This window comes from Ruegeria profundi (assembly GCF_001507545.1).
GTDB classification, from domain to species: domain Bacteria; phylum Pseudomonadota; class Alphaproteobacteria; order Rhodobacterales; family Rhodobacteraceae; genus Ruegeria; species Ruegeria profundi.
The window spans coordinates 472,245-498,160 of the sequence record NZ_LQBP01000002.1; the positions used below are offsets into that span (position 1 = coordinate 472,245).

Genomic DNA, 25,916 nt, shown 5'->3' on the forward strand with positions numbered 1-25,916 from the left:
ACAATGGCCCGCGCAGTCACAACCCGCCGCAAATCGCTGAATACCGCCCTCGCTTGGGCCGTTGGTTTGCTGATCTTTTTCCCGATACTCTGGACCATCCTGACCAGCTTCAAGACCGAGGCGCAGGCGATCGCCAGCCCGCCGCTGTTCCTGAACTTCAACTGGACGTTGGAAAACTACGCCATTGTGCAGGAACGGTCCGACTATATGCGGTTCCTATGGAATTCGGTCATCATAGCCGGGGGTTCGACTATTCTCGGCGTTATCATCGCCGTCCCCGCCGCATGGGCGATGGCATTCGTGCCATCCAAGCGAACCAAGGACATCCTGCTATGGATGCTGTCCACCAAGATGTTGCCTGCGGTCGGTGTTCTATACCCGATTTACCTGTTGTTCATCCGACTGGGCCTGCTGGACACGCGCGGAGGGCTGGTCGTCGTGCTGATGCTCATCAACCTGCCGATCATCGTTTGGATGCTCTACACCTATTTCCGCGAGATTCCGGGTGAAATTCTGGAAGCCGCGCGGATGGACGGTGCGACGTTGAAAGAGGAAATCCTTTATGTCCTGACACCCATGGCCATTCCCGGCATCGCCTCGACCGTGCTGTTGAACTTCATTCTGGCCTGGAACGAAGCATTCTGGACGCTCAACTTGACAGCCGTGGATGCTGCACCGCTAACGGCCTTCATCGCCAGCTATTCCAGCCCAGAAGGCCTGTTCTTTGCCAAGCTCAGCGCGGCCTCGACCATGGCGATTGCGCCGATCCTGATCCTTGGCTGGTTCAGCCAGAAACAACTTGTCCGCGGCCTGACCTTCGGCGCTGTGAAATAAGGAAGACTTCTCATGGGACGTATTCAACTCAAGTCCGTGACCAAAAGCTTCGGCGATGTTGAGGTCATTCCTCCGCTGGACCTGACCATCGAGGACGGTGAGTTCACAGTCTTTGTTGGACCTTCGGGTTGCGGCAAGTCCACGCTTTTACGCTTGATTGCAGGGCTGGAGGATATCACTTCGGGCTCTATCGACATTGATGGGGCAGATGCCACCGACGTACCCCCCGCAAGACGTGGGTTGGCGATGGTGTTCCAGTCCTACGCACTTTACCCGCATATGACGGTACGCAAGAACATCGCGTTCCCTCTGCGCATGGCGAAGCTGGATCAGGCCGAAATCGACAAACGCGTCGAAGGCGCGGCAGCCGTTTTGAACCTGACAGACTATCTTGACCGTCGTCCTGGCCAGTTATCCGGTGGCCAGCGCCAGCGTGTTGCCATAGGTCGGGCGATTGTTCGCGAGCCCGCTGCGTTCCTGTTCGATGAACCGCTGTCGAACCTCGACGCCGCACTGCGCGTTGGCATGCGGTTGGAAATCAGTGAATTGCATGAGCGTCTGGCGACCACAATGATCTACGTGACCCACGATCAGGTCGAAGCCATGACCATGGCCGACAAGATCGTCGTGCTTCAAGCCGGAGTGATCGAGCAAGTCGGCAGCCCGCTGGAGCTTTATCGGACGCCGCGCAACCTGTTTGTCGCCGGGTTCATAGGCTCACCAAAGATGAACTTTATCGAGGGACCCGAAGCAGCAAAACACGGGGCTCACACCATCGGAATCCGGCCTGAACACATCGCAGTTTCGGAATCCGAAGGTGACTGGTCCGGGGTCGTCAGCGTTTCGGAACACCTTGGATCTGACACGTTCTTCCATATTCACGAAACCGGTCTGGCAGAAACGATTACCGTCCGTGCCGATGGCGAGGTCGGCTTCCGCCACGGGGACCGCATTCATCTGACACCACGGGCCGATGTAATCCATCGATTTAACGCGAAAGGCTTGCGGATCGAATGACACGTCTGGCAGGCAAAACCGCCCTGATCACAGGGGCCGCGCGCGGCATCGGGTTCGCCTTTGCCAAGGCCTATGTGGCAGAGGGCGCGCGCGTCGCGATAGCTGATATCGACATCCAGCGTGCGCGGGGTGCGGCCGCAGAGATTGGCGAGGCAGCATTCGCCATCAAAATGGACGTGACCAATCAGCAAAGCATCGACGAGGCCGTAGAGAAAACAACCGACCGTTTCGGACCCATCGACATTCTGATCAACAACGCTGCTATCTTCACTGCCGCACCAATCGTTGAGATCGAGCGTGCCGACTACAACCGCGTTTTTGACATCAACGTCGCTGGCGTGCTTTTCACAATGCAAGCGGTCGCCCGCCACATGATCGCGCAGGGAACAAGAGGTCGGATCATTAACATGGCGTCGCAGGCCGGACGGCGGGGCGAGCCTTTGGTTGCGGTCTACTGCGCCAGCAAAGCGGCAATCATCTCTCTGACACAATCGGCAGGCCTAAACCTGATCTCTCATGGAATAAACGTAAATGCCATTGCCCCCGGTGTAGTCGACGGCGAACACTGGGACGGCGTTGATGCGTTTTTCGCGAAACATGAAGGCAAACCCCCCGGCCAAAAGAAGCGCGAAGTGGCAGCAGCCATTCCCTATGGCCGGATGGGGCGCGCTGAAGACCTGACCGGCATGGCGGTATTTCTCGCCTCGGATGAGGCCAAGTACATCGTCGCACAAACCTACAACGTCGATGGCGGAAACTGGATGAGCTGATGGACCCTGTGGCGAATGCAAAACCTCCGGTGCGGCTGCGGCGTGACAACCTGTCAAACCTGCCAGCGACTGTCAAAGTGCCGACGTACCAGGTAACGGATCTGAGTCCGGGCATAGTACACATCGGACTAGGCAATTTTCATCGCGCACACCAGGCTTGGTATATTCACCAGCTATTGCAGCATGGACAGGCCCATGACTGGGCAATCATCGGGGCTGGCGTACGAAGTTATGACGCCGAGATGCGAGAAAGACTGCTTGCGCAGGACTGTCTGACAACGCTCATTGAACTGGATCCGCATGGGATATCAGCCGAGGTGATTGGTCCGATGATTGACTACCTGCCGATTGAGGCGGGCAACGCTGCTCTGATACGGCAGATGGTTGATCCTTCCATACGGATTGTGTCGCTGACAGTAACCGAGGGCGGTTATTATCTGGATGCCAACTCCGGGATCTTGGACACTGATCAAGAAGATATTCGCCATGACGCGGAAAACCCGAACCAGCCCCGCACGGCCTTTGGCGCCATAGTTGCAGCGCTAAAGCAACGCCGGGCCGGTGGTATCAAACCATTTACGACGCTGAGCTGCGACAACCTTCAGGGAAACGGCGCAATTCTGCGCAACTGCGTAGTTGGCCTGGCGCGTATGTCCGACCCGGATCTGGCTGATTGGATTGACGAAAACAGTGCGTTCCCCAATTCGATGGTGGATTGCATTGTACCCGCGACGACAGACCATGTCGTCTCGCAATGCCTCGCGCTCGGCCTCGACGATCGTGCTCCAGTTTCACATGAGAATTTTCGCCAATGGGTGATCGAGGATGACTTCTGCGCCGGGCGTCCACCCCTCGAACAGGTCGGGGTAACGCTGACCCACGATGTTCACAGCTATGAAGCTATGAAACTTCGGATATTGAACGGGGGCCACCAGTTGCTCGCAAATGTCGGGGAAATTCTGAATGTACCGACGATTTCAGGCTGTATGCACGACCCAGATATCGCGGCGTTTTTCCAGAAAGTTCAAGCTGAAGAAATCCTGCCCCATGTGAAGGCTGTCCCCGGAACGACATCGACGGAGTATCTTGGGCTGGTTGCAAAGCGATTTGCCAACACCGCGATTCACGATACAACGCGCCGGGTGGCGTTTGACGGATCTGCACGGCATCCCGGATTTTTACTGCCATCCCTGCGCGATGCACTTGCGTCAGGGTCATCCACAAACGGGCTCGCATTGGCCGCGGCGTTCTGGTGCCGGATGTGTGCGGGTGTCCGTGAGGATGGTTCTGAAATTGCCCCCAACGACCCCCAATGGGAGAGTTTGCAGAAAACCGCGCTGGCGTCCAAAGCTGATCCAGCCCTTTGGGTCGAACAACGCCAATACTATGGTGACTTTGGCAGCGAAACGCAGTTTTCTAGGGCCTTTGCCCACTGGCTGAACTTGATCTGGGAAAGTGGCAGCCGGGCGGCTTTAGCTGAATATGTGGTATTGCCAAGTTGTTGACCAGGTTTGATAAAGCTATGTCAGTGCCGTGAGAATATCGACCAATTCGCCGCGCTTCTGAACACGGCACTTGTCGAGATCCTGTTGGCAGCGCGGGGTGTGATGGTCATTTGGGAAGCAATCCGGCTGTGGCGGGCGATCGACGCAAATGGAGGTGTTGTCGATATTCTCGTGCAAACGCGCAGGAATGCAAAAGCCGAGAAGCGGTTTTTCAAAGACTGGTTTCGCAGTTTGGCCAACTATGGGTCGTGATCACCAACAAATTGCGCAGCTATATTAAACCAATCAAAGCTCTGGCCCCAGACACTGACCGCCGCGCCCACAAAGGTCTCAACACCGCGATCGAAGTATCGCACAGACAGGCCCACAAACGGGCGAAGATGTTCGGTTGGTTCAAATCCAACTGGCTAGCTCAGAGGTTTCTGTCCGCGCATGACCGGATCGATCTGATCTTCTGCCCCTGCCGTTATCAACTCACCGCCGCCTCATACCGCCACGCCCGCAACGATGCATTTAACCTCTGGGCCAACTACACTGCCGAAACAGCAGTATGAACCAGTCTGTGCCAATTTTTCAGACACTGCAGAAAACAACTTGGCAATGCCGTTGGTCCATATCTGCCTATGGAAATTGGATACAGCCGATCATGACCATAGGTTGCTTTTGAAAGTGGATCAGACAATCTGCACCAATACCAGATGTGATTGCACGGGCGCTTCTTGCGCCATTGTGCCGGACGATTTTATTTTTCAGTGTCCTGCTCTTTTGTCACGCAGGTCTGACGTTGTCTGCCAACCAGTTCTCGTACCAGCGCATCAGGCAAGACCTAAGGGTGGCGTAGTCCTTCGTGCTGAGTTTTTGGTCGGTTGCGCGTTGCATTTCTTCGGCCACGTTCTGAAGAACATCGTGCTCGTCGCGACCACATGTTTCTCCGTCTACAACTGCCAATGAACCGCCAGTGTAAACCTTTTGGATGTCCGTAGACTTTGCACTGCTCACCAGCAGCTCAACCGGATCAACATGCTCGGCCAGCCAAGGTCCTTTCAGGCGGTTCAGGTTTACAATTTGAAAATCGGCGCGTTTGCCAATTGAGAGGCTGCCAATGTGTTGATCCATACCCATCAGGCGCGCGCCGCCCATTGTTGCCATGTCAAAGACGTCTTGTGCGCTCAGGTCCGGTTGTGTCGGATCGTCAGACCAATAGAGGTTCCGGGCCAGGCGCATCTCTGCGAACATGTCATCATCATTTGCCAGGCTCGTGCCATCCATCCCAAGCGCAAGATTTATCCCCAAACTCTTCATTCTTGGTGCGCGCGCGATCCCACACCGCAACCGCAAATTTGAACTGGGGTTGCAAACGATATGAGCCCCCATATCGGCAACACGGTTCAGATCTTTGTCATCGGCCCAGACCATGTGCGCCAACGACAGATTTTCACTTAACAAGCCGGACTGGGCCAATTCGCTAATGGAAGTCGGAAAATCAGCACCCCCAATGGTCCGATGTTGCAGTAAGGACTCTTCCGCGTGGGTTTGAACGCGCACACCTTTTTCCCGTACCGTTCGGCCGATGTCGCGCAAAAGCCGTCGCCCCGTCCAGTGGGGTGCCGTTGGCCCAAACCAAATATCCACGGTATCCGTTCCCCGGTATTCTTCGTGTAATCGGGAAATCAGGTTTACGTAGTTTTCCGGTTCCAAGCGTTTGCGAGAAATGTGTTTGCGCTGCAGCGTTCCTCTTAAGCTTTCAGGCAATGACGCAAGGAAAGCTTGATCCTGCCCATCGGGGTGCACCAGCCGATTTTGCCAGCGTTCTCCGGGTGCGACTGCGCAGGCAAGACCCAGACTCGAAAATACTTGGATTTTTTCCCTGATTTTACTTTCGGAAAGCGCCACGGTCTCTGCGGCTGTACAGCAATCCACAACGGCCGTTACCCCGCTTTTTAGTAGCCGTAGTGAGGCGTATTCTGTGGCCGTTCTGGACGAGATGTCCGCAGCTCCGGCAGCGGACAAAATCCAAGGTTCCAAGACATCGTCAAAAATCCCTTGATTCACCAGATTCACCCCAAAACAATGGTGGTGAGCATTCACGAAACCCGGTGCGATCACGGTACTTTCGTCTTTGTGCAGCGTTGCTTCAGGGTAGCGCGACCTTAGTTCCGGAAACGGTGCAAGGTCGCAGATTTTTCCCTGGCTGACATAAATCGCGTGGTTCTTATGACTGTGAAACGCATCAACAATGACCCACTTTGCCGCGAATATGGCTCTACTATCAGCCGGCATTTACAACAAATTCCAACGAGCTGGGTGTACCTTCATCCCCATTGACCGGTGTAATGTCCTGCGGACATGCAGACATGACCGCATAGACCGACATCTCTGCTTTGAAAGTTATCGTGTCGCCTGGCTTGGAAACTGGCGGCGCCCATTGAAGTCCGCCTTCGACAAGGACCGGAACGTTCATCCAAAGGTTGAAGGGCGCAGGCACAACGGGTGCCACTTGCCCAATTGCAATCATTGCTTGCCTGAGATTGTCGGCACAATTGTCATGATATTCCGCACAACCAAGCTGTTTGTATCGATTGGCGTCGCAGGCTGCGATAAGCGTGTCGTGTACACCAGGTGAGCTGTCTTGGATCACGGTCAACAAAGGGTTGCGCAGATTGCTGACCAGTTTGTCACCCACTTCGGGAGAGATGGAAAGAAGATCTGTATGAACGTGTGGCATCGACATGTATTCCTGAGTATCACTCGCATTAAACGCCCAGAAATCACAGACTTGCCAGCCCGTCGGATTGGTGATTGTCAGACTGTGCCCTGCAGCCAAACGAACTGCCACACCACATCGCGCGGGAACAACGTAGTGCTTTGAAAGCACCGGGACGCCGTCATCAGAAATGGCGCTTTTCATACTTTTGTTAAAGCCATCGGGTTGCGACGGGATATATTGCTGCATAAGCGGAAACTCCTGTTTGAGAGTCCAGAAACGCATGCTTTGGCACAATTGAGAAATGACAAAAATTCAACCGATGGATTAGATCGGTTTTGCGGGTTCAGTCCTCGAAAAACCTCTGGCCCACTGCACTGTCGCGAAACTCGTCCGCCTGATCCAGCAACCACTCACGGAATACCCGCACCCGAGCGCGATTGGCGTAAGTTTCAGGGCAAACAAGGTAGTAACTCTTGTTTTCCAGCGACGTGTCAAAAGGTGCGACCAGCATTTCCTTTTCCAGAAAACGCGCGGCGGCCAAAAGGCTGACCAATGCAACCCCATGGCCGTCACTAGCGGTCAATAAGCAGATATGTTCTTCAGAGTAAGTGACGTAGGGTTCGACGTTGCTGTCCTTCAGCCCGACAACATCCATCCACCGCTCCCAGCTTGGATCCGCCTCGGAGTACCCACTCCACTGATATTCTATCAGCTTTGCCTCCAGCAAATCGGCAGGCGACGTCAGTTCTCTTGCCTTTTCAATGCTGCAAACGGGTGCGACCCGGTCATTCAAAACCCAGACGACATTACTGTCAGGATAGTCACCAAACCCATAGCGAATAGCAACGTCTACGTTACTTGACTTGAAATCCACCAATTGATCGCTGGACAAAACGCGAACCGAGATTTCAGGATATTCCTCGTAAAAACTGCGCAGCCTGGGACTAAGCCAATTGGCGGCAAATGAACCAGTCGTTGAAATGGTCAAGGTCCCACCCAGCACGTCTTCCTCAAGGGCGAGAGAGCCGGCCTCAATACTCTTGAAAGCGGCGATTATGTAAGGAGCGTAGTTGGCACCTTCCTCCGTCAGCTTCAGCGCACGCGTCAACCGGTGAAAAAGAGATACGCCCAGTTGTTCTTCCAACGACTTAATTTGATGTGACACGGCTGTCGGCGTCACGCACAACTCATCTGCGGCGTCCTTAAAGCTCAGATGTCGGCAAGCGGCCTCAAAGGCCTGAATGCTCTTCAATGACGGTATCCTCGCCATGCTGCGCGGCCTTCCTTCTATTTCGTTCAGACTCAATAACATCATACCCTAATTGCCATTACGCGTATGCGTGAAATTCTTGGAAATGAGGTGAATTGAGCTAACTTGCTCCGTGTTCGGCGTTAGAGTTTTGGGACGAGTTCACGCGTCGAATGTATGTTGGCGCTCAGCGGATATACGAAGCCGCAACAGAATGTCAGGAACTTGGCGATAAGCGCCACACTGCCTTTGTAGCTAATGCGAAAGCTGATGCACACTTGTTGCTCGCGGAATAGTAGCAGAATAAACAATTTAGTAAGGCGGATTCGGTATGCCAAAGCGACCCCCGCCCTAAGACCAGATTTTCAGGGTTCGGCAAGCCCGCTGACAAAATTTAAGAGGACCAGTGTCCGTTTTGGCTGACTGTCGAGCCATTGTTGGCGGCCCAATTTTTTCGGCACATGGCACCGTTACACTGTCACTATATGAGTGCATCCATGGTGATTAAATCCCACAACCTCACCAGGAAATTGTGTTCCTCCATCACGGAATTCCAGATTGCGATTTGCCCTTGCCGGGTCTCGTAACTACCGCCTTCGCGACGTTCGCCGGGTAAGTAGACGACGTTGCCAAAGGCATCATGTATTTTCGAAACGGCCGGCTCTCCGCCATACCAGAAATTCCATTCATTGACAGAAAGGTTTTTGCGTACCGCATCCGGAGCAACCATGTATGCGCCATTGCGGGCCATGATTGCACCAGCCGGGCCCGACAACCACCAGTTCAAATAGGCGTATGCAAGCTCTTCCGTGCGCTTATCCATTTTCTGCGAAAGCGCCATACCTCCGCACCATCCCCGATACCCTTCCGAAGGAGAACACATCCGAATTGGTATGCCTTTTGCCTTTTGAGACAGATAGTTCGACCACCACATTGTCGACAGCGTGGCGCCGTTATCGGGGCTGGGTGTTCTGTCAGTCCAGAAACCAGCAAAATGACCCGCAAGTTGATATTGCTTGACCAACCGGATGAAGCTTTTGATTTCGTTTAAGGTCAAATTGCCGGGGTTGTCACAAAGAAACTCACCCCGCGCACGCAAAGCCAGTAGAAGGTCGGGCACACCAATGGCGGCGTCTGCCTGAATAGCGACGCGACCGCGCCATTGTTCAGATAAAAGATCTCCCCAACTGGTAGGTTCGGGTACGGAGCTTTCTCCTACGATTGCAAAACTGTCGGCGTTGTAGACTGTCGGCAGCATCGAAATACGCCCAGAGACAGCGCTTCCTAATTCGCCATTTTCCTGCACATAAAGCCGGTCCAGAGGTGTTCCGCTTGGTACATGGCTGTTTGGCTCGGGGCGCAATACAGCCCAGTTGCTTACCTGGTCCCAACACTTGATCCGGGCCACATCAATCGGGCGCAGTGACCTTGCTGGCCATACCAGGTCAAGATCGTGAAACCACTGATCGTAGATATCAAAACTGTCTGGCGCCAGCACGCCTCGACGTTGTGACTTGATCCCATCCAAAGCGGTAAACTCCAGACGGATCCCCAGATCGGCCTCGGCAGAGGCATGAATCGTATCGATCAGCGTCACGCCAGTACCCAACACGCGAAGCACCGCCGGAGTGGTGTTCACAAAGGGCGTTGTCACTGGCTCAGACATTCTTCACTCCGCCCGTTACGATACCTTTACGTTCAAGAAAGCTTCGAAAGAAGCGCGCAATCGAACCATATCGAGATCACGCGCAATGAATACGAGGTGCGACTTTTGATTGGAAGCGATTTCACTGTCAAGATGACGCGGGTGATGCAGCGTGTGTCCAACGCCATCAATCAGAACAACCCCTTCTTGCGTTTTCAACAAGCATTTTACGCGCAGAAGATTGGCACCGTGTCGTTGGATCACAGCAGACAGCCAGACTACAAAAGATGTCCAGTCCAGTGACGTGTCAAAAGTCAGGCCAAGGGTCGCCGCCCCGGTACCGTCGCGATGGGCCGACCCGGGAAACTGCAGGCTGTTCAGGTCGATGCTCGAACTGGACGTAATATCAGCGAACGTCAGATTTTGCTGGGCGTCCAGTTGTCGTGCGACCGGGTTGATCAAACTTAGCCGTAGCTGCAGGTCCGGCAGTAAAGCTTCCGGAACAAGATCTGTTTTTGATATCAGGATCGTGCTGGCTGCGGCCACTTGCGCGACCCATTCAGGCTGATCAGCATGCAAAGATGCACCGTTCATTACGTCGACCACGGTAACAACATCCTGCAAGACGACCTGGTTATGCAGCACTGGGTCGAAAGTTAGCGTGGAAAGGATCTGTGATGGATCGGCCAGCCCGGTGGTTTCTATTACAATTCGGTCAAATTGAGGGATTTCGCCGCAGTGGGCCCGAGTTAACAAATTCAGAATCGCGTCTTTCAGTTCCCCGCGAATCTGGCAGCAGACGCACCCTGAGTTGAGCAGCACAGTGTCCGGCGCAATTTCCCCGACCAATATGTGATCAATGCCAACCTCACCAAATTCATTCACAAGAACTGCGACCCGGTCGGCAGTTTCACTCTGCAACGCAGCTGAGAGCCATGTCGTTTTTCCTGCACCCAGAAAACCTGTCAGAAGAGTGATTGGAACAAGAGACCGTTGGCTCATTTCCCATCCTCCGCACAAGGGAAGTTCGCTTCGTCCAATGGGTCGAAGCTGTTACCGAATTCTGTCTCCAGCGCGGCCCATACTTCTGTTACGTTGCTGACAATGGCCGTATGGCCGGTCATATTTCGTAGGACGTAACTTTGACCCTGCCAATCTGAAAGTTGAATGCGTCTGTGGGCCAGCATCCGATTTACTGCGGCAATTCGATCAGCACGATCTCGACGCCGTTGCACCGGATCTGCCGAAGCGCCTGTTTCACGCCCTGCGGCACTCCAGTGATTGTCTGTACCAAATATTCCGCATAATCCGCACATATTATGGTCCTCTGTACCGGACAGGCGGGTCGCGGTCCCGCCTGCCCGATTTGATCACGACTTGCGTGGCGCTCGTGCGTTGTAGTCGTCAGCGATCTCGTCGAAGGTGGCCCATTGCACGCCCTCGTGGCTGTTGATGTATTCGATCAGCCGCTCATGCATCAGCAGAACCTGTGGACGGCCCGAAACATCAGGGTGAATGGTCATGGTGAAAACGGCATAGTCGTTTTCGCGGTAGACGTAATCGAACTGATCCTTCCACATTTGCTCAATATCGCGCGGATTGACGAAACCGTGGCTGTTCGGCGATTTTTTAATGAACATCATCGGCGGCAGATCATCCAGATACCAGTTGGCAGGGATTTCGATCAGGTCGGTTTCCTCGCCCCGCTCCAGCGGCTTCATCCAGCTATCGGGATGCTGGCTATAGTCGATCTTGGTCCAGCTATCGCCGACCCGCACCCGGTAGGGGTGAAAATCATTGTGCATCAGCGAGTGGTCGTATTTGATCCCGCGTTCCAGCAGCAGTTCGTTGGTGACATTCGAGAACTCCCACCACGGTGCAACGTAACCGGTCGGGCGTTTGCCGCTCAGGGCTGTTGCCAGCTCAATCGACTTGTCGAGGATGGCCGTTTCCTGCTCTCGGGTCATCGCAATTGGGTTTTCATGCGAATAGCCGTGTATGCCGATTTCGTGACCTGCCTTGGCAACCGCGGCCATTTCCTCGGGGAAGGTCTCAATCGAGTGGCCCGGAATGAACCAGGTTGTCTTGATGCCATATTTTTCGAACAGTTTCAGCAATCTCGGCGAACCGACTTCACCCGCGAACATCCCGCGCGAGATGTCGTCAGGCGAATCCTCACCGCCATATGAACCGAGCCAGCCGGCAACGGCATCGACATCCACGCCATAAGCGACAAAAATTTTCTTTGTCATTTCATTCTCCCTTACGTGTTTAAGATTGGATGGGTAAGTGCGGGAACGAGCCGTTCGGCTTGGGACAGCAGCCCATCGTCATTTCCGGACGCGGCCGATAGCAGGATCGAACCCTCGACCCGGCCACCCGCGTCGCGCAGCGGCACAGCAAGACCGGGCCAGTCCAAAAGGCTGCCGACCATTGTGGCGGCCAGCAATCTGGCGTTCAGTTCCTGTGCCGCGTCTGGGTCGTTCTGGTAAACAGGTAATGAATGGCGCAGCGAGGGTACTGTAGGAAAGGCGAGCAGCCTGTTCCCGATCTCGGCGCGGGCGGCAGAAATCAACTGTTCCCGCTTGTGCAGGTAACCGGCATATTGCGCGTCGCTGAGAACCGGTGCTTGCTCTAGCCGCGCGCGGATCATCGGATCAATCTTATTGGCCTGTGCGCTGGCAAGCAGATCTGCATATTTCCGCCTAGCCTCGATTGCGACCAACGGCCCCTCAGAGGCGGTCAAGACACGCAGCTCATCAACCGATTTCAGACGCGCAGGACGCACAGTCCATCCAGCCGCTGTGATACGGCCAAGCGCCGCCTCATAGGCTGCAGAAACATCCTGCCCCCAAGCCGGCCCTAAGGAATCTGAAAGGTCCAGTATTTCGGTCTTCGCTGCGTCGGGTTTTGGGGTCGGTTGGATGCTCAGAACTTGATCGGCCGAACGCAGCACGTCAAAGGACCGCGCCAGCGTGCCAACGGTATCAAGAGTCCGGGACAGCTCGTGAACACCAGCTCTGTCATAACGGTTCGAACTGGGTTTGAAGCCATAAATGCCGTTCAGCGCCGCAGGCAGTCGGATGGAACCTGAGGTGTCCGTTCCGACCCCCAGATCAGCCAGACCAGCCGCAACCAGAACTGCGGATCCTGACGTTGACCCCCCCGGCAGCAGCGGGACCGTCTCCGATAAGGCCGATGGTGGCGTGCCGAAATGCGGATTGATGCCAAGGCCTGAGAAGGCGAATTCCGACAGCCCGGTCCGTGCAAGAGATACTCCTCCGGCCGCCTCAAGTAACGCGACACAACGCGCGTCCTGCATCGCCGGTGGCGCAGATTTGCGCAGCTCCGATCCGCAAGTGGTCACCTGCCCCTTCTGATCTATGATGTCCTTCCAAACGACACGCATCCCGTCCAAAGGCCCCAATGACCGGCCATGAGCGGCCCGTTCCTCAGCCTGCGTTGCCAGCTTCATCGCGCGATCTGCCGTGATGGCGGTGCAGGCGCCTGAGACCTTCCAGCTTTCCAGCGCCCGCAGCGCAGCGACGGTCTGGTCGGTCGCCGAGGCTGTCTTTGCCTCGGCTGGGTGATGTTCGTGAAATACTGTCATGATGTTCTCCATGGGCGGGTGTGGTCTGCACCCGCCCGGATTGACCCGACTTACAAGTCTTCGCGGGCGACCGCATCCGCTGGAATGTCCGCGGTTCTGACCCGCTGCATTCCGCTTTCCGACGTGTAGACCCAGTTCATGTTCACCGATGTCGCAAGGTATTTCTCATCGTCCGGGTCTTTGATCTCGGCCTGATCATGACGCGGCAGAATCCAGACTTTCATCAGTATGAAATACACAACCATCGCAGTCGGGAAGCCAACGACATAGGCGTATTGGATGAAATACAGTGCCAGTCCACCGCCAACGACCCAGGCAATCAGACCCGCCGGGTTCCAGCCGCCAAAGTAACGGAACTGGCCGTGTTCACGGTACAGTTCGGGTACGTTAAGGCGGCGACCCCGGATCAGGAAATAGTCGCAAACCATGATACCACCCACTGCAGAAAGCATTGCCCCATACATGCCAAGATAGGTGAACAGATGGTTCAGGATGAGCCAGGGCATAGTGAGTGTGCCAACGATACCCGCAATCAAGATACCCATCGCATAGGTGATACGCGGTGCGCCAGCGTTCACGAAGGTCAGCGCGGCAGGGATCAGGTTTGCGCTGGTGTTGGTGGACCATTGCGCCAGGATTACCATCACCAGCAAAACAATCAGCGTTATCCCGGTCCCCTGCTCCTGAATGACGTTGATCGGATTCCAGTCACCGGTCGCGATAAATGAAACTGCCCCGATCAGCGCGATCCAACTCTGCGCCACCGGCAGCGCGATGAACTGCGCCATGAAAATATTGCGGTTGCGCCGAAAGAAGCTTTTCTCGCCACCTTCAGTCTTCAAAAACCGGGTAATATTCGGGATATCCACTGCAAGCGGCGACCAGAATGCCATGTTGGCCACGAAGAGCGCGATAATGCTCATTTCCCCATCGCCGGCAAAGGTCCAGATGTTGTGTCCACCTGCCGCAGCAACGTTCTCGAGGGTGAAATACATCCAGATCGAAATCGCGATGATCGCGGGCGCCGCAATACTGGCAAGCAGCTGAACGGCCCGGATACCCATAGCGGTATTGATGATCTGAACCAGTCCGAAAACGATATACCAGAATACCCAGCTGTCAAACCCGCCGAAGTAGGACACGATACCGTTTAGCGCGAGCGCTCCGAGGTAGGTCTGAATGCCGAACCAAGCAGCCGCCACGATCCCTCGTGTGACCGAAGGTAAATGTGTGCCAACAGTGCCAAACGGTGCCCGCAGATAGACAGCAAAGCTGATGCCGTGCTCGGTGCCAATATCCGCCGTGAGCGCCATTACCAGACCTAGCGTAAGGTTAGCGAGAAATATCGTGGCGATCACCGTTGTCAGGGGCAGCCCGGCGACCCCGCCCGCACCCAACTGGAACGTTGCGATGATCACCGCCATACCAATCCAAATCCACACATATCCCAGTCCACCAATCGTCCGCTGATTCAGCCAGACCGGTAGAATGGACTCCTCTAGTAGATGCGATCTTTCATCTGAATACGGGTTCTGCTCCGTCGCTTCGGAAAGTGCCATTCTGTGTCCTCCAGCACATTAATGATTTTTCGTATTCATAAGATCGTTTTTTAAAAAAGAGAAGTCTTTTGTTTTGTGATCTGGCCCCTTAGGATATTGAGCGGCGAGAGGCTTAGCGCTCTGCAAGTTCCAGCCGACGGCCAGAATTTCAGGGCAAAACGCAAAGGTTTGGTAAGAATTTGTCGATAATTCCCAGATACATATCGATCTCTCAGGCAATCAGGGACGCCATCAAAGCCGGTCGGCTGGAGACCGGTCAAGTTCTGACCGAAGAACCTTTGGCACGACATTTTGATGCCAGCAGAACCACCATCCGAAAGGCGCTAGCCGAGCTTCACACGACGCAATTAATCACGCGTTTCGACGGCCGCGGCTTTCTTGTCGGAAGTGATTCTTCCGCCCCTCCGCGCCGAGATTCGATCGAGCGGGCCTTGTTTGACTCGAAGACAAGTGGCACGATCCCACGGGCCGTTTCCAACACTGACCAAATGCTGCCAGTCCTGCGCGAAGAACTGATACGCGCCCTACCCTTTGGCCCTTTGCAAATTAACGAAGTGCGGCTAACCGATCGTTTTTCCGTCAGCCGGTCAGTCGTCCGTGACATGCTTTCCCAGCTTCGTAGTTCCGGCATTGTCGAGAAGAGTGAGCGCTCAAAATGGGTGCTCCCGGTTTTGACCGCTTTAGATGTGCGCAACCACTATCAATTGCGCATCTTGCTTGAGCCTGTCGCCCTTGCAGAGGCCGCGCCGCGGATCGAAAAATCACACATTGATAGCGCCCTCGCCTTTGCCAAGGAACTTAACAGCCAGGAAGCTGAACCAAGCGCGGCTGCCCTTTCGGAATTAGAGAATGCGCTGCATGTTCAGGCGCTGTCCGGCTGCACGAACACCCATCTGCTCAAGGTCCTCCAAAAATCGCGCCTGGTCCTGGCAATCAATGAGATGTTTCGCCTCCTTCTTGGCCGGTCTCCTGCAGCAGGCCGTCTTATTCAAGAACACATCTCGGTTCTCGAAGCACTAGCGCGCAACGAAACGGCGAATGCAGCTTCACTGCTGGAACTTCATCTTCTGGAAGCACGGGAGCGGACATGCAGAAGGCTACAAACTCTATCTGTTTTGCCGTCGCCAAAACTGCCAAGCTATCTGACCCAGGGAACGGTTTCGATAAACCAAACAGCATTGCTTAAAGAGAAATAGGTTTATTTTCTGCTTCGGATCGCAAGCCGATTTCCATCAGAAACGATCAACTTCTCATTCAGGCGTTCGGGGAAGACCATTTTCGCCGGGACCGCTGCAATAGATTGAGCAGATAGCAGCGTGCCTGACGCTCTTTTGTTTCAGGCGATACCCATCGGTTCCAGATGGAAGGCGGCGTTGCCGACCCAATCAGCCAAAGTGGTCCGGTGAATTTCGATGCCTGCACAAATCAGGATCCGGGATTGCCTGTAAAGCGGACAGTGATCCGCATATTTTGACACCCATTGACCGGCAGGCGATTTGGCAAAGCCAAATCTGCCGAGGGGACACATGCGCAATGGTGGCCTCGGTCGGCATCCCACATGGGATCAGGTGCGCCGGAGCGGGTGCTTGGACGATGCCTTCTTCGCAGGAACGGCAGGCATATTGCGGGCGGCGGGTGACGACCACGCGGAGCTGGGCGATTACGACATCAAGCCGCTCGCTGACATCCTCGCCAATCACATGCCGGTCAGCGCCAAAACAGCACACCGTGCTGACCAGCTCGGTCACCTCTTCGATGCGCGGCAAATCTTTGGGCAATGATACCCGGTTGGACTTGCGTGGCGTCGGGGTTCGCGTCCGCGTGACAAGCGGATTGGCTTCGCCATCGGCCTCGACCCGAGCAATCCCGGTTTCGATGTCTTCCAGAGCGCACTCGAACCGGTCTGGATCAACCTTTTAGGATATGCGGCCATAAACTTGCCACGCAACCGCGGATCAAACCATGTGCAGCGCGGTCCACTTCATACTCTTCAGGGTTTCCCGCCGACAACCTGGAGCTCTGGAGGTCGCGCGTGGTCCTTGGAGGCATCCTCTGCGGTCGCATACTTTTCTTTTCTGGTGACCTGGAAAGACCCAACAAGCTCAGCGAGCATGCTTACCTCCTGCCGCATTGAAAGAGCTGCAGCCGTTGTCTGCTCGACCATTGCAGCATTTTGCTGGGTAACCTGGTCAAGCTGCACAACACCGGTGTTAATTTCGGAAAGGCCTGTCGATTGCTCCTGAGCGGAACTCGCCACATCCCCGGTCAGTTCCGATGTCCGTTTGATGTCAGCAACCATTCGATCAAGGGCGCTCCCTGTTTCATCGACAAGAGCCACACCGCTTTCCACATGCGCCGAGCTGACATTGATCAGTGTTTTGATTTCATTTGCCGATTCAGTCGTCTTCTGTGCGAGCGACCGCACCTCCGAGGCCACGACGACAAACCCGCGTCCGGATTCTCCAGCACGAGCGGCTTCGACACCTGCATTGAGTGCGAGCAGATTTGTCTGGAAGGCGATATCATCAATCACGCTGATGATCTGGGAAATTCTGCTGGATGACTCCTCGATCTCCTGCATCTTCTGGATTGCATTTTTGACCACGTCGGTGCCTTGCTCAGCGTGGATGCGCGTCTCAGAGACGGTCCGGTTGGTTGCCGCTGTTGCTTCCGCTGACGATCGCATGCTTACCGTGATTTCCTCCAAAGCGGCTGCGGTCTCTTCCAGAGTGGCTGCCTGAGATTCGGTGCGCTTGGAAAGGTCCTCCGCCGATTGCGCAACCTCATTCGCAATGACGTGCAGGCTGTTGGCAGTGTCCTGGACCGAGACCATAGTCTCGCGCAGCGTCTGCATGAGCCCGTTAAAGGATTCCCTGACAGGGTTGAACCGTTCGGGGAAGTCGCTGTCCTTAGGAGAAGGAATAGGTGCGGTCATATCCCGTGCAGCCATCCGGCTAATGCCGTCGATAAGATGCCGGAATGCGGCTTCTTGCTCTTCCCTCTCGGCTGCAAAATGCGCATCCAATATGATGTGGGTATCCAGTGCAAAAGCACGGGTCAAAGCGGTCAAAATTGCTGGCAGGTTTCTGTATCTCCATGCTCCGCTCAGGCCGCCGTATTTTTTCAGCAACAGCTCCTGGATATGGGAGGTCACGTTCGCATAGCCAGACAGATAAAAGAGAAACGGCAGGCCGATCTTGGGGTGGATCCGACCAATGCGATAGGCTGACGCAAAATAGGCCTCGCTGAATTCTCCGGACAGAAGCATCTCCCAGTGCCGCTGCTGCCCTGCCTTGGCGCGTTCCATCAGGGCTTTGTCGGGAAAGAACCGTGCCGTTTCCGGGTCTTCGGTAATAATGGCGTAGAAGTGATCCAGAACCTCCGGCAGCAGGGGGACAATTAATTCCCCGCCCTTGGTCAGGTAGCCTCTCGCCTCGCCATTCAGGCCAAACTTCGAGAGAACTTTTGCGTGTTCGGGTGACATCTTCTTTCCTTCCAAACGTAAAACGCAGTTTCGGCGTTTCGCTCTCGTAAAGCGGAAACGGTAAAAGACTGGTTTCAAATGTGGGATTTATTTACTGGGTACTGCCAAATTGTTCTTGCTTCGTCGTTGCGATAACAGCGACCAAAGATCGTACCGGTTTCCGTGTCTCGCCTATAATGCTTTTGCTTCCTGAGTGAGATCATCGCCTAGGCCGTCTGGGTCCATCAGCAATTCAACATGAGCCTTCTGATATCGAAGGCGTTCTTACCGAGCGCGAGGTCGTTGCAAGTCGTGAAGCGATCCTGCTTCGGGTCAATCGTTTTCGCCGACACTTTGCGGAAAGCACCAAGAGAGATCGGTTTTCGCCTGGGAATAGATGGCGCTCAGCCCTCAATTGTTGGCCGGGTATACCTTCATGTGGGATGTGTTCAATACGTCGAGCCTCGACACACAAGAGCGGCAGGTCGTCTACTTAACTGCCAACTTTAAGAATGAATGTAACTATTGTGTGCCTTGGCACACTATTCTGGCTGAGCAGGCCGGTTGAAGTCAAATGACGTTGACGCCCTACGAGGTGGTGGAAAGCTGATAGCGGCGCGGGCGAATGACGGTGTTGATCTGATCTTGGGCAGCCAGAAGTCTCTGTGCTTGTAAGGGAGATTTGAACCGTCCCATCAGCTTCTCGCGTTTTCGTGTTGGCATGTGCGAGTCTTCGATCTGGTTGTTCAAGCCCCAATGCGCGACCGGCATACGGCGGCTGACAAATGGCAGCTGGATGAATTCATCGATGCTCCCTGCGTCCTAACCCAGGCAAAAGCAACCGAACGGCGGTCAACGTGACAAGACCCATTCAGTGGCTGTGGCCCTCATCAGCACTCGCCGGTACAACCAAAACACTTGGTGCCGGAGCTTCCAGGTCATGACCGTCTTGCCCAACCTCAGGGATTTCGATCCAGTGTCGCTCGCTGTTCGCGCATTCCTGGATCGCGGGAATGTAGAGCGTTTCGTCTGCAGAAACACGGTCGCTAATCCAGGCGCGGAATACGAACTCATCGTAGTAAGCGTTCAGAAGCTCTCCCGACCATATGATTTCCTGCACACCTTCCGAGACGGTACTTCCATAGTATTCGTAGCTGTTCTGGTACTCGCCGGTAACTGTTTCAAGTGTCCATCCGGCTTTGACCATCGGCTGCGCCGCGATTAATCCCTCTGGAATTTGTACACGGACGCGCAAGGTTGCCTCGTCTCCGCAGCCATGGGGAATGCGCAGCGTCAGACGCGTGGTTTCCCCCTGCACAGCCTCAGTTTCTGCAAGGGAAACATGCGCATGCGCCTGGGATGCGAATATCAGCAAAGAAGTAATCGCAGTGAATGAAGTGATTTGTTTCATGGGTTCTGTTTTTGCTTTGCGTTCTGATTCAGTTGGATTTCGAAACGGGGCTGGGACGCGGGGTGTTTTTCGAGCGGGTCTTTGTTCAGGCTGGGTTTTTGAAAATCCTAGGATGTTTCCGGTCCAGAGGAATTCGGCTGTCCTGAGGATGATCTAAAAGTGGCGCCTTGTTTGTGAACAAGCTCGCCTCCAAGTATACCGCCGCCTGCGAGGGTTCTAATTGCAGTCAAGTCTAACAGCAGCACCCAGACCGACAATACATACCACGTGATGCAGCACTGCCTCTGGGGTCTGCTCTGCGCCCAATTCGACATATGCTGCAGGCCACTCAGATGTCTGCTCTTCTTTGGTATGCAACTCCCGCCTGGGCATCCGCTTTGCTTCTTTGGCCCGCTACTCGATAATCTCGATCTGACCTTTCATGTGCGGGTGGAAAGCACAAAAATAGGACAATTCCATAGCTTCAAACACCTCGATTGAAGCCGTGTCGTTCCGTTCCAGGGTCTCAGTCTCCCACCCAAACTCATCAGCGGTTGCCGTGTGAGGAGCAATGTCCTTGTTGGTCCATCGTATGGTGTCGCCAATGCGTACCTGGACCGCGGCAGGAAGATACTCGAATGATCGAATCTCAACTTCGTGCACCACCGGCGTTTCGGCCATAAGAAGCTGCGGAATCGGAGCGGCCGCTACTGCAGCCGCTCCAACAATCACGCCCCTGCGCGTTGGTAAATCCCGCCTCACTGCAGCGATTTAACCATCATTTCGGCGTGACCTTCATGGGCCTTGAATATTTCAAGGCCCTGCTCGAACAGCGCCTTTACTTCGGCATTGTCGATATTCGGGATCATCGTGTTCTCGACCAGATCGTTCACTGCCTTGTGGTAGGCGAGTTCGTTGGCTGCATATGCCGCGTCAAATTCTGCGCCGCGCAGTTTTACGAAGCCATCAATAATCTCGTCTGCATTTGCATTGAGCTGCTGGCTGAATGCATTGTCTTGCGCCGATGCACCAAGCTTGTCGAGAAGACCCAATGCGGCTTCGTTTACCGCTGTATGGTCGCGGATCATTGTGTTTGCAAACTCATGGATGTCGGGATTGTTCGACAGCGCAAGCGCCAGATGCGCGTAGCGAATATCGATGTTATCAGCCGTGTAGGCGATATGTGCGTATTCAAGATCATTCATGTCAGCAACATCTTGTGCGGACGCCTGAACACCTGCCATGGACAGAGCGATTGCAACCGTGGTCAGAAGCTTTTTCATGCCGGAAATTCCTTTGGATTGTCGATACCATATGAGTACCCACAGGATTTGATGTGTTTGAATGCGCGAACGTTCTAAATGTCATGCAGATAGTTCAGACCTCTGTACACGTTCGCTTTGGGCCGTATGGTTTTATCATGCTTGATCTTCTGAGTGACATCCTGACCAGCCTTTCCGTGCGCGGAACGATCTATTTTCGCGCATCATTCACAAGGCCGTGGGGCGTCGCAGTTCCAAGCTGTGGAAACGTTGCGAGATTTCACTTCGCGCATCGCGGCAACTGTCTTATTCGCGTCGATGGTGTCGATGAACCCATTAGTCTAGCGCAAGGGGATTTGGTTATCATCCCCGCGGAACAGCTCACGTTCTATACTGCGGCCAAGATCCCAAAAACACGATCCTGCCGCTCGATACGGTTCCGGGTGATGATGCAATCACCTTTCACGATATAGGCATTGTTCGAAGTACCTTCGGCCACAAGGCCGTCAGCGACGAGCCAGGCATCGTCGCAGCCTTCTCCCTTTGCTTCCATCTTTGCAAGCGAGGGATAGAGAAGCTGCACCGTCTTGATATCTCGCCTCGCCCATCGCAGGTCTGGCAAAGTTTTGACCTTAAGCCCAAGCTGCTCGCTCGGGATGTCGGCGATCCCAGGTTTTGACTGCGTGAACATTACAACCGACTGATTTGGCCCCTTTGTCTTTCCGCCAAGAACGCCAGTGATCTCATAAACGGCGTCGGCAAACAGGAAACCGCGGTCAAAAACCGATATCTTTGCTTACCGCTGTTACCCGATTGCGGCTGAGGCAAGCTCTCCCCAAATGGCATTTACGGTGGTCAAATCCTGCACACCCAACCCCGAGAGGCATGCGACAGTTGTTGCCTTCCTGTTCCCGCTTTCCCGCGAAATCACGGATCCGATTTCGGTAAATGCGTCTTCGGTCAAGACATTTGCCGAGAGCGCGCGGGCTGTTGCCCCGTACATTCGAGCCGTGGCCTTTGCGTCGACAAAAACCTCTGAGTCTTTCAGGATTTCCGGATCAATCTCGCATTTGGTGGTGTCGTCCGACCCGACAGAGGTGATGTGCTGGCCCGGTCTGAGCCAATCGGCCTGTATCAAGGGCTCTTTTGCTCCGGTCGCGGTTACAATCACATCGGCTTGGGCAACTGCAGCCGGCAAGTCATCAACCACTTGCACGGACACCCCGGTGAGACGCGACTCCAATGATAAACATAGCTCACTGGCTTTGGCGCGATCCCGCCCCCAGATCTTAAAGGTCTTGATTGCGCGCACCGCAAGCAAGGCCTCAGCTTGCAACCGCGCTTGCGTCCCGGTTCCGACGATCAAGGCGGATCGGGCCGATTGCGGAACCAACAGTCTTGCCACCAGCGCACCTGCCGCCGCGGTCCGGTAATCCGAAATCAGATGGTCGTCTTGCAGGATGGCCAGCGGCTTGCAGGTTTTGCTGTCAAAAACCGCAATCATACCACTGGATGCCGGTTCGCCCCGATCTGCAAGGATCTGGGACCAGCCCGCCATCTTGACCGTAAAAATCGGACACCCCGGCAGAGACGCCGACTTGACATGGATGTCGGCCAGATCATTGGGATGCAGAACATAAACGGGCGATTGCGCCCTGCCGTCCGAGATCGCCTGGAATGCTAACTCTGCGGCCGGGATCAATTGCTCGATGCTTAAAAACGGGCGGATGGTTTCTGAGCCGATGACTGGGATCATGGCGCAATCACTTCACCGCTGCCGACATAAGCGACTTCGCCTGCGACCGTCACTCTTTTGATGTCGTCTGGCGTTCCGAAGGGCGTCACGATTATCTCGCTCGGCCGCCCCATAAAGTGACCCTGCTTCAAAGGAAAACTGCGGCCCGATTCCGCCAGTCCATGTTTCAAGGCATAGGCTCCAACCACGCCAGCGGCGCTGCCGGTTGCGACATCCTCCATGACCCCGTCATTGTTCCAATGCCGCCCTTCAAATGTGTCGACATCGAGCAGATATGCAAACTCTGCCCCGAAACGTTTCAGAGACTGCTCCAAATCGGGAACTGTGATCCGCGCGTCCTTCAACCCTCCCAAAACCGGAACAACGAGGTATTTCAAACCTGTTGAGATGACGTCCAGCGGAAAATCAGCAAGTTGATCCAGGTTAAAAGCTCTGGCAATGTCCTGCCGTTCTTGCGCGTCGACCGTGCCGATTATCTCGGGCCTGCCTTGATCAAGTGCGCCGAAATAGTACCCATCCCGGTACTGCGTCGAAACACTGACCTCTCTTCCGCCCTGCAAGCTGATCGTCCACCCCCGCGAGCCTTCGGTGCCCGCTTCTCTATGCAATGTGCAAGCAGCACCGATAATGGAGTGACCTGCAAATGGTAGCTCCTCAAAGAGATCAAACACTCGCGCAGAGATTTGACCATTGTTCTCACTCAGGAAGATCGACTCAAAGTGTCGCATCTCCTGGGTAATGGTCAGCATTTGTTCGCCGGTCAGCCCTTCAGAATCTGTAAATACGGCCAGACTATTGCCGCAATAGGGCTTGGCCGCGAAAACATCGCAGTGAATGAAGTTGAAGGTCAACTTAGGAGGTGGCATAAGGAACCTGCATAGCAAATGATCTATATAGATAGGTATCTATTCAGTGGATGTATATGTGTCAACAGCCCAAGCACTGCGCGCCTTGGCCCATGAGAACCGGTTGCGAATTGTGCACTGGCTATCAGAGCCCGAAAGTCACTTTCCGCCGCAGGTCGATGGTGATTTGGTCAAAGACGGGGTATGCGTCGGCTTCATCACGGAAAAAATTGGCTTGAAGCAACCGACCGTGACCAACCACATGCAAATCCTGCAAGAAGCTGGCTTGGTCGAGAGCAAGAAGATTAAAAACTGGGTATTCTACAAGTTGCGACCAGATCAGGTCGAAAATGTACTTCGAAAAGTCGGCCAGATGCTTTGAAAACGGTCACCCAAACGACCTGAGGCAAAGGAACATCTTCACGACAAAACTTATTAGCCGGTTGGAGGCGACCGGTTCTGGACTGAGTTGCAGCCGCGTATACTTTCGTCCTCTAAACATCTTGGAACCAATTGGCGTTATAGCCAAGATCTTCGAGCAACTATGAGACCTTTGGCAAGCTGCTGAGCATCCTACCGTGGCCGTCGTAGATAGCGTGCAGCTTTTTCTACCACCCTTGGCTCGACCGATCTCGCATCCACGCCCCCATTTTCTAAACCCATAGTGGTCGCCATTCGATAAGCTATGAGATAAATTGGATCGTCCATCACGGTCTTTTCTTCAACATGGTAAGCGGCCAAACCGACCATCACGCGCGAAAAGATGCCTTCCAGCTCCGGCGCTTCCTCCAGCTGTAAAATGTTTTGTTCGGGGCGCATTCATCTAGCGCGTATCGCCGACGCAAACGGTTGTGATTAATGAAGATAATGCTACCGAACGCCAACCAATCATCGACGCTCGGCTAACCGTAGGGCTTTCAGATGAGGGGTTTCTAACGCCCTGTTTGCGAGTCGCTCAAGCAAATAGATAATTCGTGCCACCGCTTCTTATTCGAACCATGAAACAACCCGCTAAACAATTAAAAATGCATCCTGATTTTGATCAGAGCGTTTCACTGCTGATTTGAGAACCAATGATGATATTCACAGATCAACTTTCTCGATAGTTTTCTTGGATCATCGAACGAAGGTCGATTAGTTTGCGACGCCAACGAATTTTGGGAACTTTTCCTCATTTACGCTGTGGATAATCGAGAAAAGGCCCGGTATCTTCACGCTCTCGTGATCAATAGGCAGAAAACCAATCCCGTGTTCGACCTACCCGCGCAGCGTGCGCACCTTTCCGAAAAATATGATCTTGCACCGTCGCCCGAGCTGGCGGCGAGCATGAGTGAAATTTATAGCCGCATGTCCCGCGTAGTGTCGCCGATGGATTGGGCAATCTACGCGCCTTACATCAAGGCGATCAACGATCTGAAGGCCGAGCGCAATGCGGTCATTCTGGGCCACAACTACATGACGCCCGAAATTTACCACGGCATTTCGGACTTCGGCGGCGACAGTCTACAACTGGCGATCAAGGCCACCGAGGTCGAGGCGGATGTGATCGTCCAATGCGGCGTGCATTTCATGGCAGAGACGTCAAAGATCCTCAGCCCCGAAAAGACCGTGCTTATGCCGGATATGGAGGCGGGCTGCTCACTAGCGGAATCAATCACGGCCGAAGGGATCGAGGAAATGCGCCGCCGTTATCCCGGCGCGCCGGTTGTGTCCTATGTAAACACCACGGCCGAGGTCAAAGCGGCTTCTGACATATGCTGCACCTCATCGAACGCAGCGCAGATCGTTGCAGCAATGGACAGCGACACGGTTATCATGACGCCAGATCAGTACCTGGCGCAGAACGTGGCCCGCGACGTGCCGCAAAAGAATGTGGTCTGGTGGGAAGGCTCGTGCATCGTACACGAACAATACCGTCCTCAGGACCTGCGCGATTTTCGCGAATGGAACCCCGGCACGCGTCTGATCGCGCATCCCGAATGTCCACCAGAGGTGGTGGCCGAGGCCGATTTCTCTGGATCCACCAGTGGTATCATCAAATATGTCACCGATGAAAAACCTGAAAAGGCACTGCTGATCACCGAATGCTCGATGGCGTCGAATATCGCGGATGCCTTGCCCGAGGTCGATTTTGTCGGCCCCTGCAACATGTGCCCCTACATGAAGAAGATCACGCTTGAAAAGGTGCTGTTCGCGCTGGATACCATGACAGGTCAGATTGAGGTTAATACCGAGGTCGCCGCCAAGGCGCGCCTGTCGGTGCAGCGCATGATCGACCTTTCGCGCCAACTGGGTATTTGATCA

Annotated in this window: 24 protein-coding genes and 4 pseudogenes; 10 read left to right on the forward strand and 18 right to left on the reverse strand. The window is 54.5% G+C overall.

Going from position 1 to position 25,916, the window contains the following annotated elements; all coding sequences use genetic code 11:
* The first annotated feature begins 3 nt into the window (after positions 1–3).
* The 5 genes and pseudogenes from AVO44_RS05650 to AVO44_RS20595 all read left to right on the forward strand — a co-directional run bounded on the left by AVO44_RS05650 (position 4) and on the right by AVO44_RS20595 (position 4,680).
* Complete coding sequence (locus AVO44_RS05650) at positions 4–834, forward strand: carbohydrate ABC transporter permease (protein WP_068333782.1); 831 nt, start codon at positions 4–6, stop codon at positions 832–834.
* 12 nt (positions 835–846) lie between these two features.
* Positions 847–1,851, forward strand: a complete 1,005-nt coding sequence (locus AVO44_RS05655; RefSeq protein WP_068333784.1) for an ABC transporter ATP-binding protein — start codon at positions 847–849, stop codon at positions 1,849–1,851.
* Positions 1,848–2,621: an L-iditol 2-dehydrogenase gene (locus tag AVO44_RS05660; RefSeq protein WP_068333786.1), complete on the forward strand. Its 774-nt coding sequence runs from the start codon at positions 1,848–1,850 to the stop codon at positions 2,619–2,621. Before AVO44_RS05655 ends, AVO44_RS05660 begins: the two co-directional genes overlap by 4 nt.
* Positions 2,621–4,126, forward strand: a complete 1,506-nt coding sequence (locus tag AVO44_RS05665; protein ID WP_068333790.1) for a mannitol dehydrogenase family protein — start codon at positions 2,621–2,623, stop codon at positions 4,124–4,126. The genes AVO44_RS05660 and AVO44_RS05665 overlap by 1 nt, the downstream gene beginning before the upstream one ends.
* Positions 4,127–4,228: 102 nt before the next feature.
* A pseudogene (locus AVO44_RS20595) lies at positions 4,229–4,680 on the forward strand (DDE-type integrase/transposase/recombinase).
* A gap of 214 nt (positions 4,681–4,894) precedes the next feature.
* Here the strand turns inward: AVO44_RS20595 and AVO44_RS05680 are convergent.
* The 8 genes from AVO44_RS05680 to AVO44_RS05715 form a co-directional block, all read right to left on the reverse strand.
* Complete coding sequence (locus AVO44_RS05680; RefSeq protein ID WP_068333798.1) at positions 4,895–6,406, reverse strand: amidohydrolase family protein; 1,512 nt, start codon at positions 6,404–6,406, stop codon at positions 4,895–4,897.
* A complete protein-coding gene (locus tag AVO44_RS05685) occupies positions 6,396–7,079 on the reverse strand; it encodes a DUF1989 domain-containing protein (RefSeq protein WP_068334072.1) in 684 nt (227 codons plus the stop codon). The genes AVO44_RS05680 and AVO44_RS05685 overlap by 11 nt, the downstream gene beginning before the upstream one ends.
* Positions 7,080–7,176: 97 nt before the next feature.
* Entirely contained in the window at positions 7,177–8,148 is a 972-nt protein-coding gene (gene gcvA / locus AVO44_RS05690; RefSeq protein ID WP_338057279.1) for a transcriptional regulator GcvA, read from the reverse strand.
* Between the two features lie 415 nt (positions 8,149–8,563).
* On the reverse strand, positions 8,564–9,748 hold the full coding sequence (locus AVO44_RS05695) for an ABC transporter substrate-binding protein (protein WP_068333803.1): 1,185 nt from the start codon (positions 9,746–9,748) through the stop codon (positions 8,564–8,566).
* Positions 9,749–9,763: 15 nt separating this feature from the next.
* The gene (locus AVO44_RS05700; protein WP_068333806.1) at positions 9,764–10,729 is read right to left on the reverse strand and encodes a CobW family GTP-binding protein; all 966 of its coding nucleotides are present in this window, start codon (positions 10,727–10,729) and stop codon (positions 9,764–9,766) included.
* Positions 10,730–11,097: 368 nt separating this feature from the next.
* Positions 11,098–11,979 carry a polysaccharide deacetylase family protein gene (locus AVO44_RS05705; RefSeq protein WP_068333809.1) on the reverse strand — a complete coding sequence of 294 codons (882 nt, stop codon included), beginning with the start codon at positions 11,977–11,979 and terminating at the stop codon, positions 11,098–11,100.
* A gap of 11 nt (positions 11,980–11,990) precedes the next feature.
* Positions 11,991–13,337, reverse strand: a complete 1,347-nt coding sequence (locus tag AVO44_RS05710) for an amidase family protein (RefSeq protein WP_157769932.1) — start codon at positions 13,335–13,337, stop codon at positions 11,991–11,993.
* A 50-nt stretch (positions 13,338–13,387) separates the two neighbouring features.
* Positions 13,388–14,896 carry an NCS1 family transporter gene (locus AVO44_RS05715; RefSeq protein ID WP_068333815.1) on the reverse strand — a complete coding sequence of 503 codons (1,509 nt, stop codon included), beginning with the start codon at positions 14,894–14,896 and terminating at the stop codon, positions 13,388–13,390.
* 179 nt (positions 14,897–15,075) lie between these two features.
* Here AVO44_RS05715 and AVO44_RS05720 point away from each other — a divergent pair, with 179 nt between their 5' ends.
* On the forward strand, positions 15,076–16,092 hold the full coding sequence (locus tag AVO44_RS05720; RefSeq protein WP_068333817.1) for a GntR family transcriptional regulator: 1,017 nt from the start codon (positions 15,076–15,078) through the stop codon (positions 16,090–16,092).
* A gap of 152 nt (positions 16,093–16,244) precedes the next feature.
* On the opposite strand, the pseudogene AVO44_RS21535 reads toward AVO44_RS05720, so the two are convergent.
* A pseudogene (locus tag AVO44_RS21535) lies at positions 16,245–16,812 on the reverse strand (transposase); the annotation flags it as partial.
* 74 nt (positions 16,813–16,886) lie between these two features.
* Complete coding sequence (locus AVO44_RS05735; protein WP_233421929.1) at positions 16,887–18,395, reverse strand: methyl-accepting chemotaxis protein; 1,509 nt, start codon at positions 18,393–18,395, stop codon at positions 16,887–16,889.
* A gap of 361 nt (positions 18,396–18,756) precedes the next feature.
* Between AVO44_RS05735 and AVO44_RS20605 the strand changes: the two genes are divergently transcribed.
* A complete protein-coding gene (locus AVO44_RS20605) occupies positions 18,757–18,927 on the forward strand; it encodes a carboxymuconolactone decarboxylase family protein (protein WP_082677401.1) in 171 nt (56 codons plus the stop codon).
* Positions 18,928–18,947: 20 nt separating this feature from the next.
* Here the strand turns inward: AVO44_RS20605 and AVO44_RS05740 are convergent.
* From AVO44_RS05740 to AVO44_RS05755, 4 genes and pseudogenes are all read right to left on the reverse strand, one after another.
* Positions 18,948–19,121 (reverse strand): annotated as a pseudogene (locus AVO44_RS05740) (IS6 family transposase); the annotation flags it as partial.
* A gap of 109 nt (positions 19,122–19,230) precedes the next feature.
* Positions 19,231–19,770 carry a YcnI family copper-binding membrane protein gene (locus AVO44_RS05745; RefSeq protein ID WP_068333830.1) on the reverse strand — a complete coding sequence of 180 codons (540 nt, stop codon included), beginning with the start codon at positions 19,768–19,770 and terminating at the stop codon, positions 19,231–19,233.
* A 393-nt stretch (positions 19,771–20,163) separates the two neighbouring features.
* Positions 20,164–20,481 (reverse strand): cupredoxin domain-containing protein, encoded by a 318-nt coding sequence (locus AVO44_RS05750; protein ID WP_157769933.1) that lies wholly within the window; start codon positions 20,479–20,481, stop codon positions 20,164–20,166.
* Between the two features lie 26 nt (positions 20,482–20,507).
* Positions 20,508–21,032 carry a DUF4142 domain-containing protein gene (locus tag AVO44_RS05755; protein WP_068333836.1) on the reverse strand — a complete coding sequence of 175 codons (525 nt, stop codon included), beginning with the start codon at positions 21,030–21,032 and terminating at the stop codon, positions 20,508–20,510.
* A gap of 137 nt (positions 21,033–21,169) precedes the next feature.
* Between AVO44_RS05755 and AVO44_RS20610 the strand changes: the two genes are divergently transcribed.
* The gene (locus AVO44_RS20610) at positions 21,170–21,484 is read left to right on the forward strand and encodes a cupin domain-containing protein (protein ID WP_233421930.1); all 315 of its coding nucleotides are present in this window, start codon (positions 21,170–21,172) and stop codon (positions 21,482–21,484) included.
* Here the strand turns inward: AVO44_RS20610 and AVO44_RS21785 are convergent.
* From AVO44_RS21785 to AVO44_RS05770, 3 genes and pseudogenes are all read right to left on the reverse strand, one after another.
* Positions 21,448–21,801, reverse strand: a pseudogene (locus AVO44_RS21785) (aminotransferase class IV); the annotation flags it as partial. The gene AVO44_RS20610 and the pseudogene AVO44_RS21785 overlap by 37 nt on opposite strands.
* Positions 21,802–21,816: 15 nt before the next feature.
* Positions 21,817–22,767 carry an ornithine cyclodeaminase family protein gene (locus tag AVO44_RS05765; RefSeq protein ID WP_068333842.1) on the reverse strand — a complete coding sequence of 317 codons (951 nt, stop codon included), beginning with the start codon at positions 22,765–22,767 and terminating at the stop codon, positions 21,817–21,819.
* On the reverse strand, positions 22,764–23,633 hold the full coding sequence (locus AVO44_RS05770; protein WP_068333844.1) for a PhzF family phenazine biosynthesis protein: 870 nt from the start codon (positions 23,631–23,633) through the stop codon (positions 22,764–22,766). The genes AVO44_RS05765 and AVO44_RS05770 overlap by 4 nt, the downstream gene beginning before the upstream one ends.
* An 85-nt stretch (positions 23,634–23,718) precedes the next feature.
* Between AVO44_RS05770 and AVO44_RS05775 the strand changes: the two genes are divergently transcribed.
* Positions 23,719–23,994: an ArsR/SmtB family transcription factor gene (locus tag AVO44_RS05775; RefSeq protein ID WP_233421931.1), complete on the forward strand. Its 276-nt coding sequence runs from the start codon at positions 23,719–23,721 to the stop codon at positions 23,992–23,994.
* A gap of 191 nt (positions 23,995–24,185) precedes the next feature.
* Here the strand turns inward: AVO44_RS05775 and AVO44_RS20615 are convergent, their stop codons facing one another.
* Complete coding sequence (locus AVO44_RS20615) at positions 24,186–24,431, reverse strand: hypothetical protein (RefSeq protein WP_082677403.1); 246 nt, start codon at positions 24,429–24,431, stop codon at positions 24,186–24,188.
* A gap of 429 nt (positions 24,432–24,860) precedes the next feature.
* Between AVO44_RS20615 and nadA the strand changes: the two genes are divergently transcribed.
* The gene (gene nadA, locus AVO44_RS05785) at positions 24,861–25,913 is read left to right on the forward strand and encodes a quinolinate synthase NadA (protein WP_068333848.1); all 1,053 of its coding nucleotides are present in this window, start codon (positions 24,861–24,863) and stop codon (positions 25,911–25,913) included.
* Positions 25,914–25,916 lie beyond the last annotated feature (3 nt).

Excerpts from the sequence above, each read along its gene's own strand:
- AVO44_RS05650 (WP_068333782.1), top strand. The coding sequence starts at position 4 with ATGGCCCGCGCAGTCACAACCCGCCGCAAATCGCTGAATACCGCCCTC.
- AVO44_RS05655 (WP_068333784.1), top strand. The coding sequence starts at position 847 with ATGGGACGTATTCAACTCAAGTCCGTGACCAAAAGCTTCGGCGATGTT.
- AVO44_RS05660 (WP_068333786.1), top strand. The coding sequence starts at position 1,848 with ATGACACGTCTGGCAGGCAAAACCGCCCTGATCACAGGGGCCGCGCGC.
- AVO44_RS05665 (WP_068333790.1), top strand. The coding sequence starts at position 2,621 with ATGGACCCTGTGGCGAATGCAAAACCTCCGGTGCGGCTGCGGCGTGAC.
- AVO44_RS05680 (WP_068333798.1), bottom strand. The coding sequence starts at position 6,406 with ATGCCGGCTGATAGTAGAGCCATATTCGCGGCAAAGTGGGTCATTGTT.
- AVO44_RS05685 (WP_068334072.1), bottom strand. The coding sequence starts at position 7,079 with ATGCAGCAATATATCCCGTCGCAACCCGATGGCTTTAACAAAAGTATG.
- gcvA (WP_338057279.1), bottom strand. The coding sequence starts at position 8,148 with ATGATGTTATTGAGTCTGAACGAAATAGAAGGAAGGCCGCGCAGCATG.
- AVO44_RS05695 (WP_068333803.1), bottom strand. The coding sequence starts at position 9,748 with ATGTCTGAGCCAGTGACAACGCCCTTTGTGAACACCACTCCGGCGGTG.
- AVO44_RS05700 (WP_068333806.1), bottom strand. The coding sequence starts at position 10,729 with ATGAGCCAACGGTCTCTTGTTCCAATCACTCTTCTGACAGGTTTTCTG.
- AVO44_RS05705 (WP_068333809.1), bottom strand. The coding sequence starts at position 11,979 with ATGACAAAGAAAATTTTTGTCGCTTATGGCGTGGATGTCGATGCCGTT.
- AVO44_RS05710 (WP_157769932.1), bottom strand. The coding sequence starts at position 13,337 with ATGACAGTATTTCACGAACATCACCCAGCCGAGGCAAAGACAGCCTCG.
- AVO44_RS05715 (WP_068333815.1), bottom strand. The coding sequence starts at position 14,896 with ATGGCACTTTCCGAAGCGACGGAGCAGAACCCGTATTCAGATGAAAGA.
- AVO44_RS20605 (WP_082677401.1), top strand. The coding sequence starts at position 18,757 with ATGGCGCTCAGCCCTCAATTGTTGGCCGGGTATACCTTCATGTGGGAT.
- AVO44_RS05745 (WP_068333830.1), bottom strand. The coding sequence starts at position 19,770 with ATGAAACAAATCACTTCATTCACTGCGATTACTTCTTTGCTGATATTC.
- AVO44_RS05755 (WP_068333836.1), bottom strand. The coding sequence starts at position 21,032 with ATGAAAAAGCTTCTGACCACGGTTGCAATCGCTCTGTCCATGGCAGGT.
- AVO44_RS20610 (WP_233421930.1), top strand. The coding sequence starts at position 21,170 with ATGCTTGATCTTCTGAGTGACATCCTGACCAGCCTTTCCGTGCGCGGA.
- AVO44_RS05765 (WP_068333842.1), bottom strand. The coding sequence starts at position 22,767 with ATGATCCCAGTCATCGGCTCAGAAACCATCCGCCCGTTTTTAAGCATC.
- AVO44_RS05770 (WP_068333844.1), bottom strand. The coding sequence starts at position 23,633 with ATGCCACCTCCTAAGTTGACCTTCAACTTCATTCACTGCGATGTTTTC.
- AVO44_RS20615 (WP_082677403.1), bottom strand. The coding sequence starts at position 24,431 with ATGCGCCCCGAACAAAACATTTTACAGCTGGAGGAAGCGCCGGAGCTG.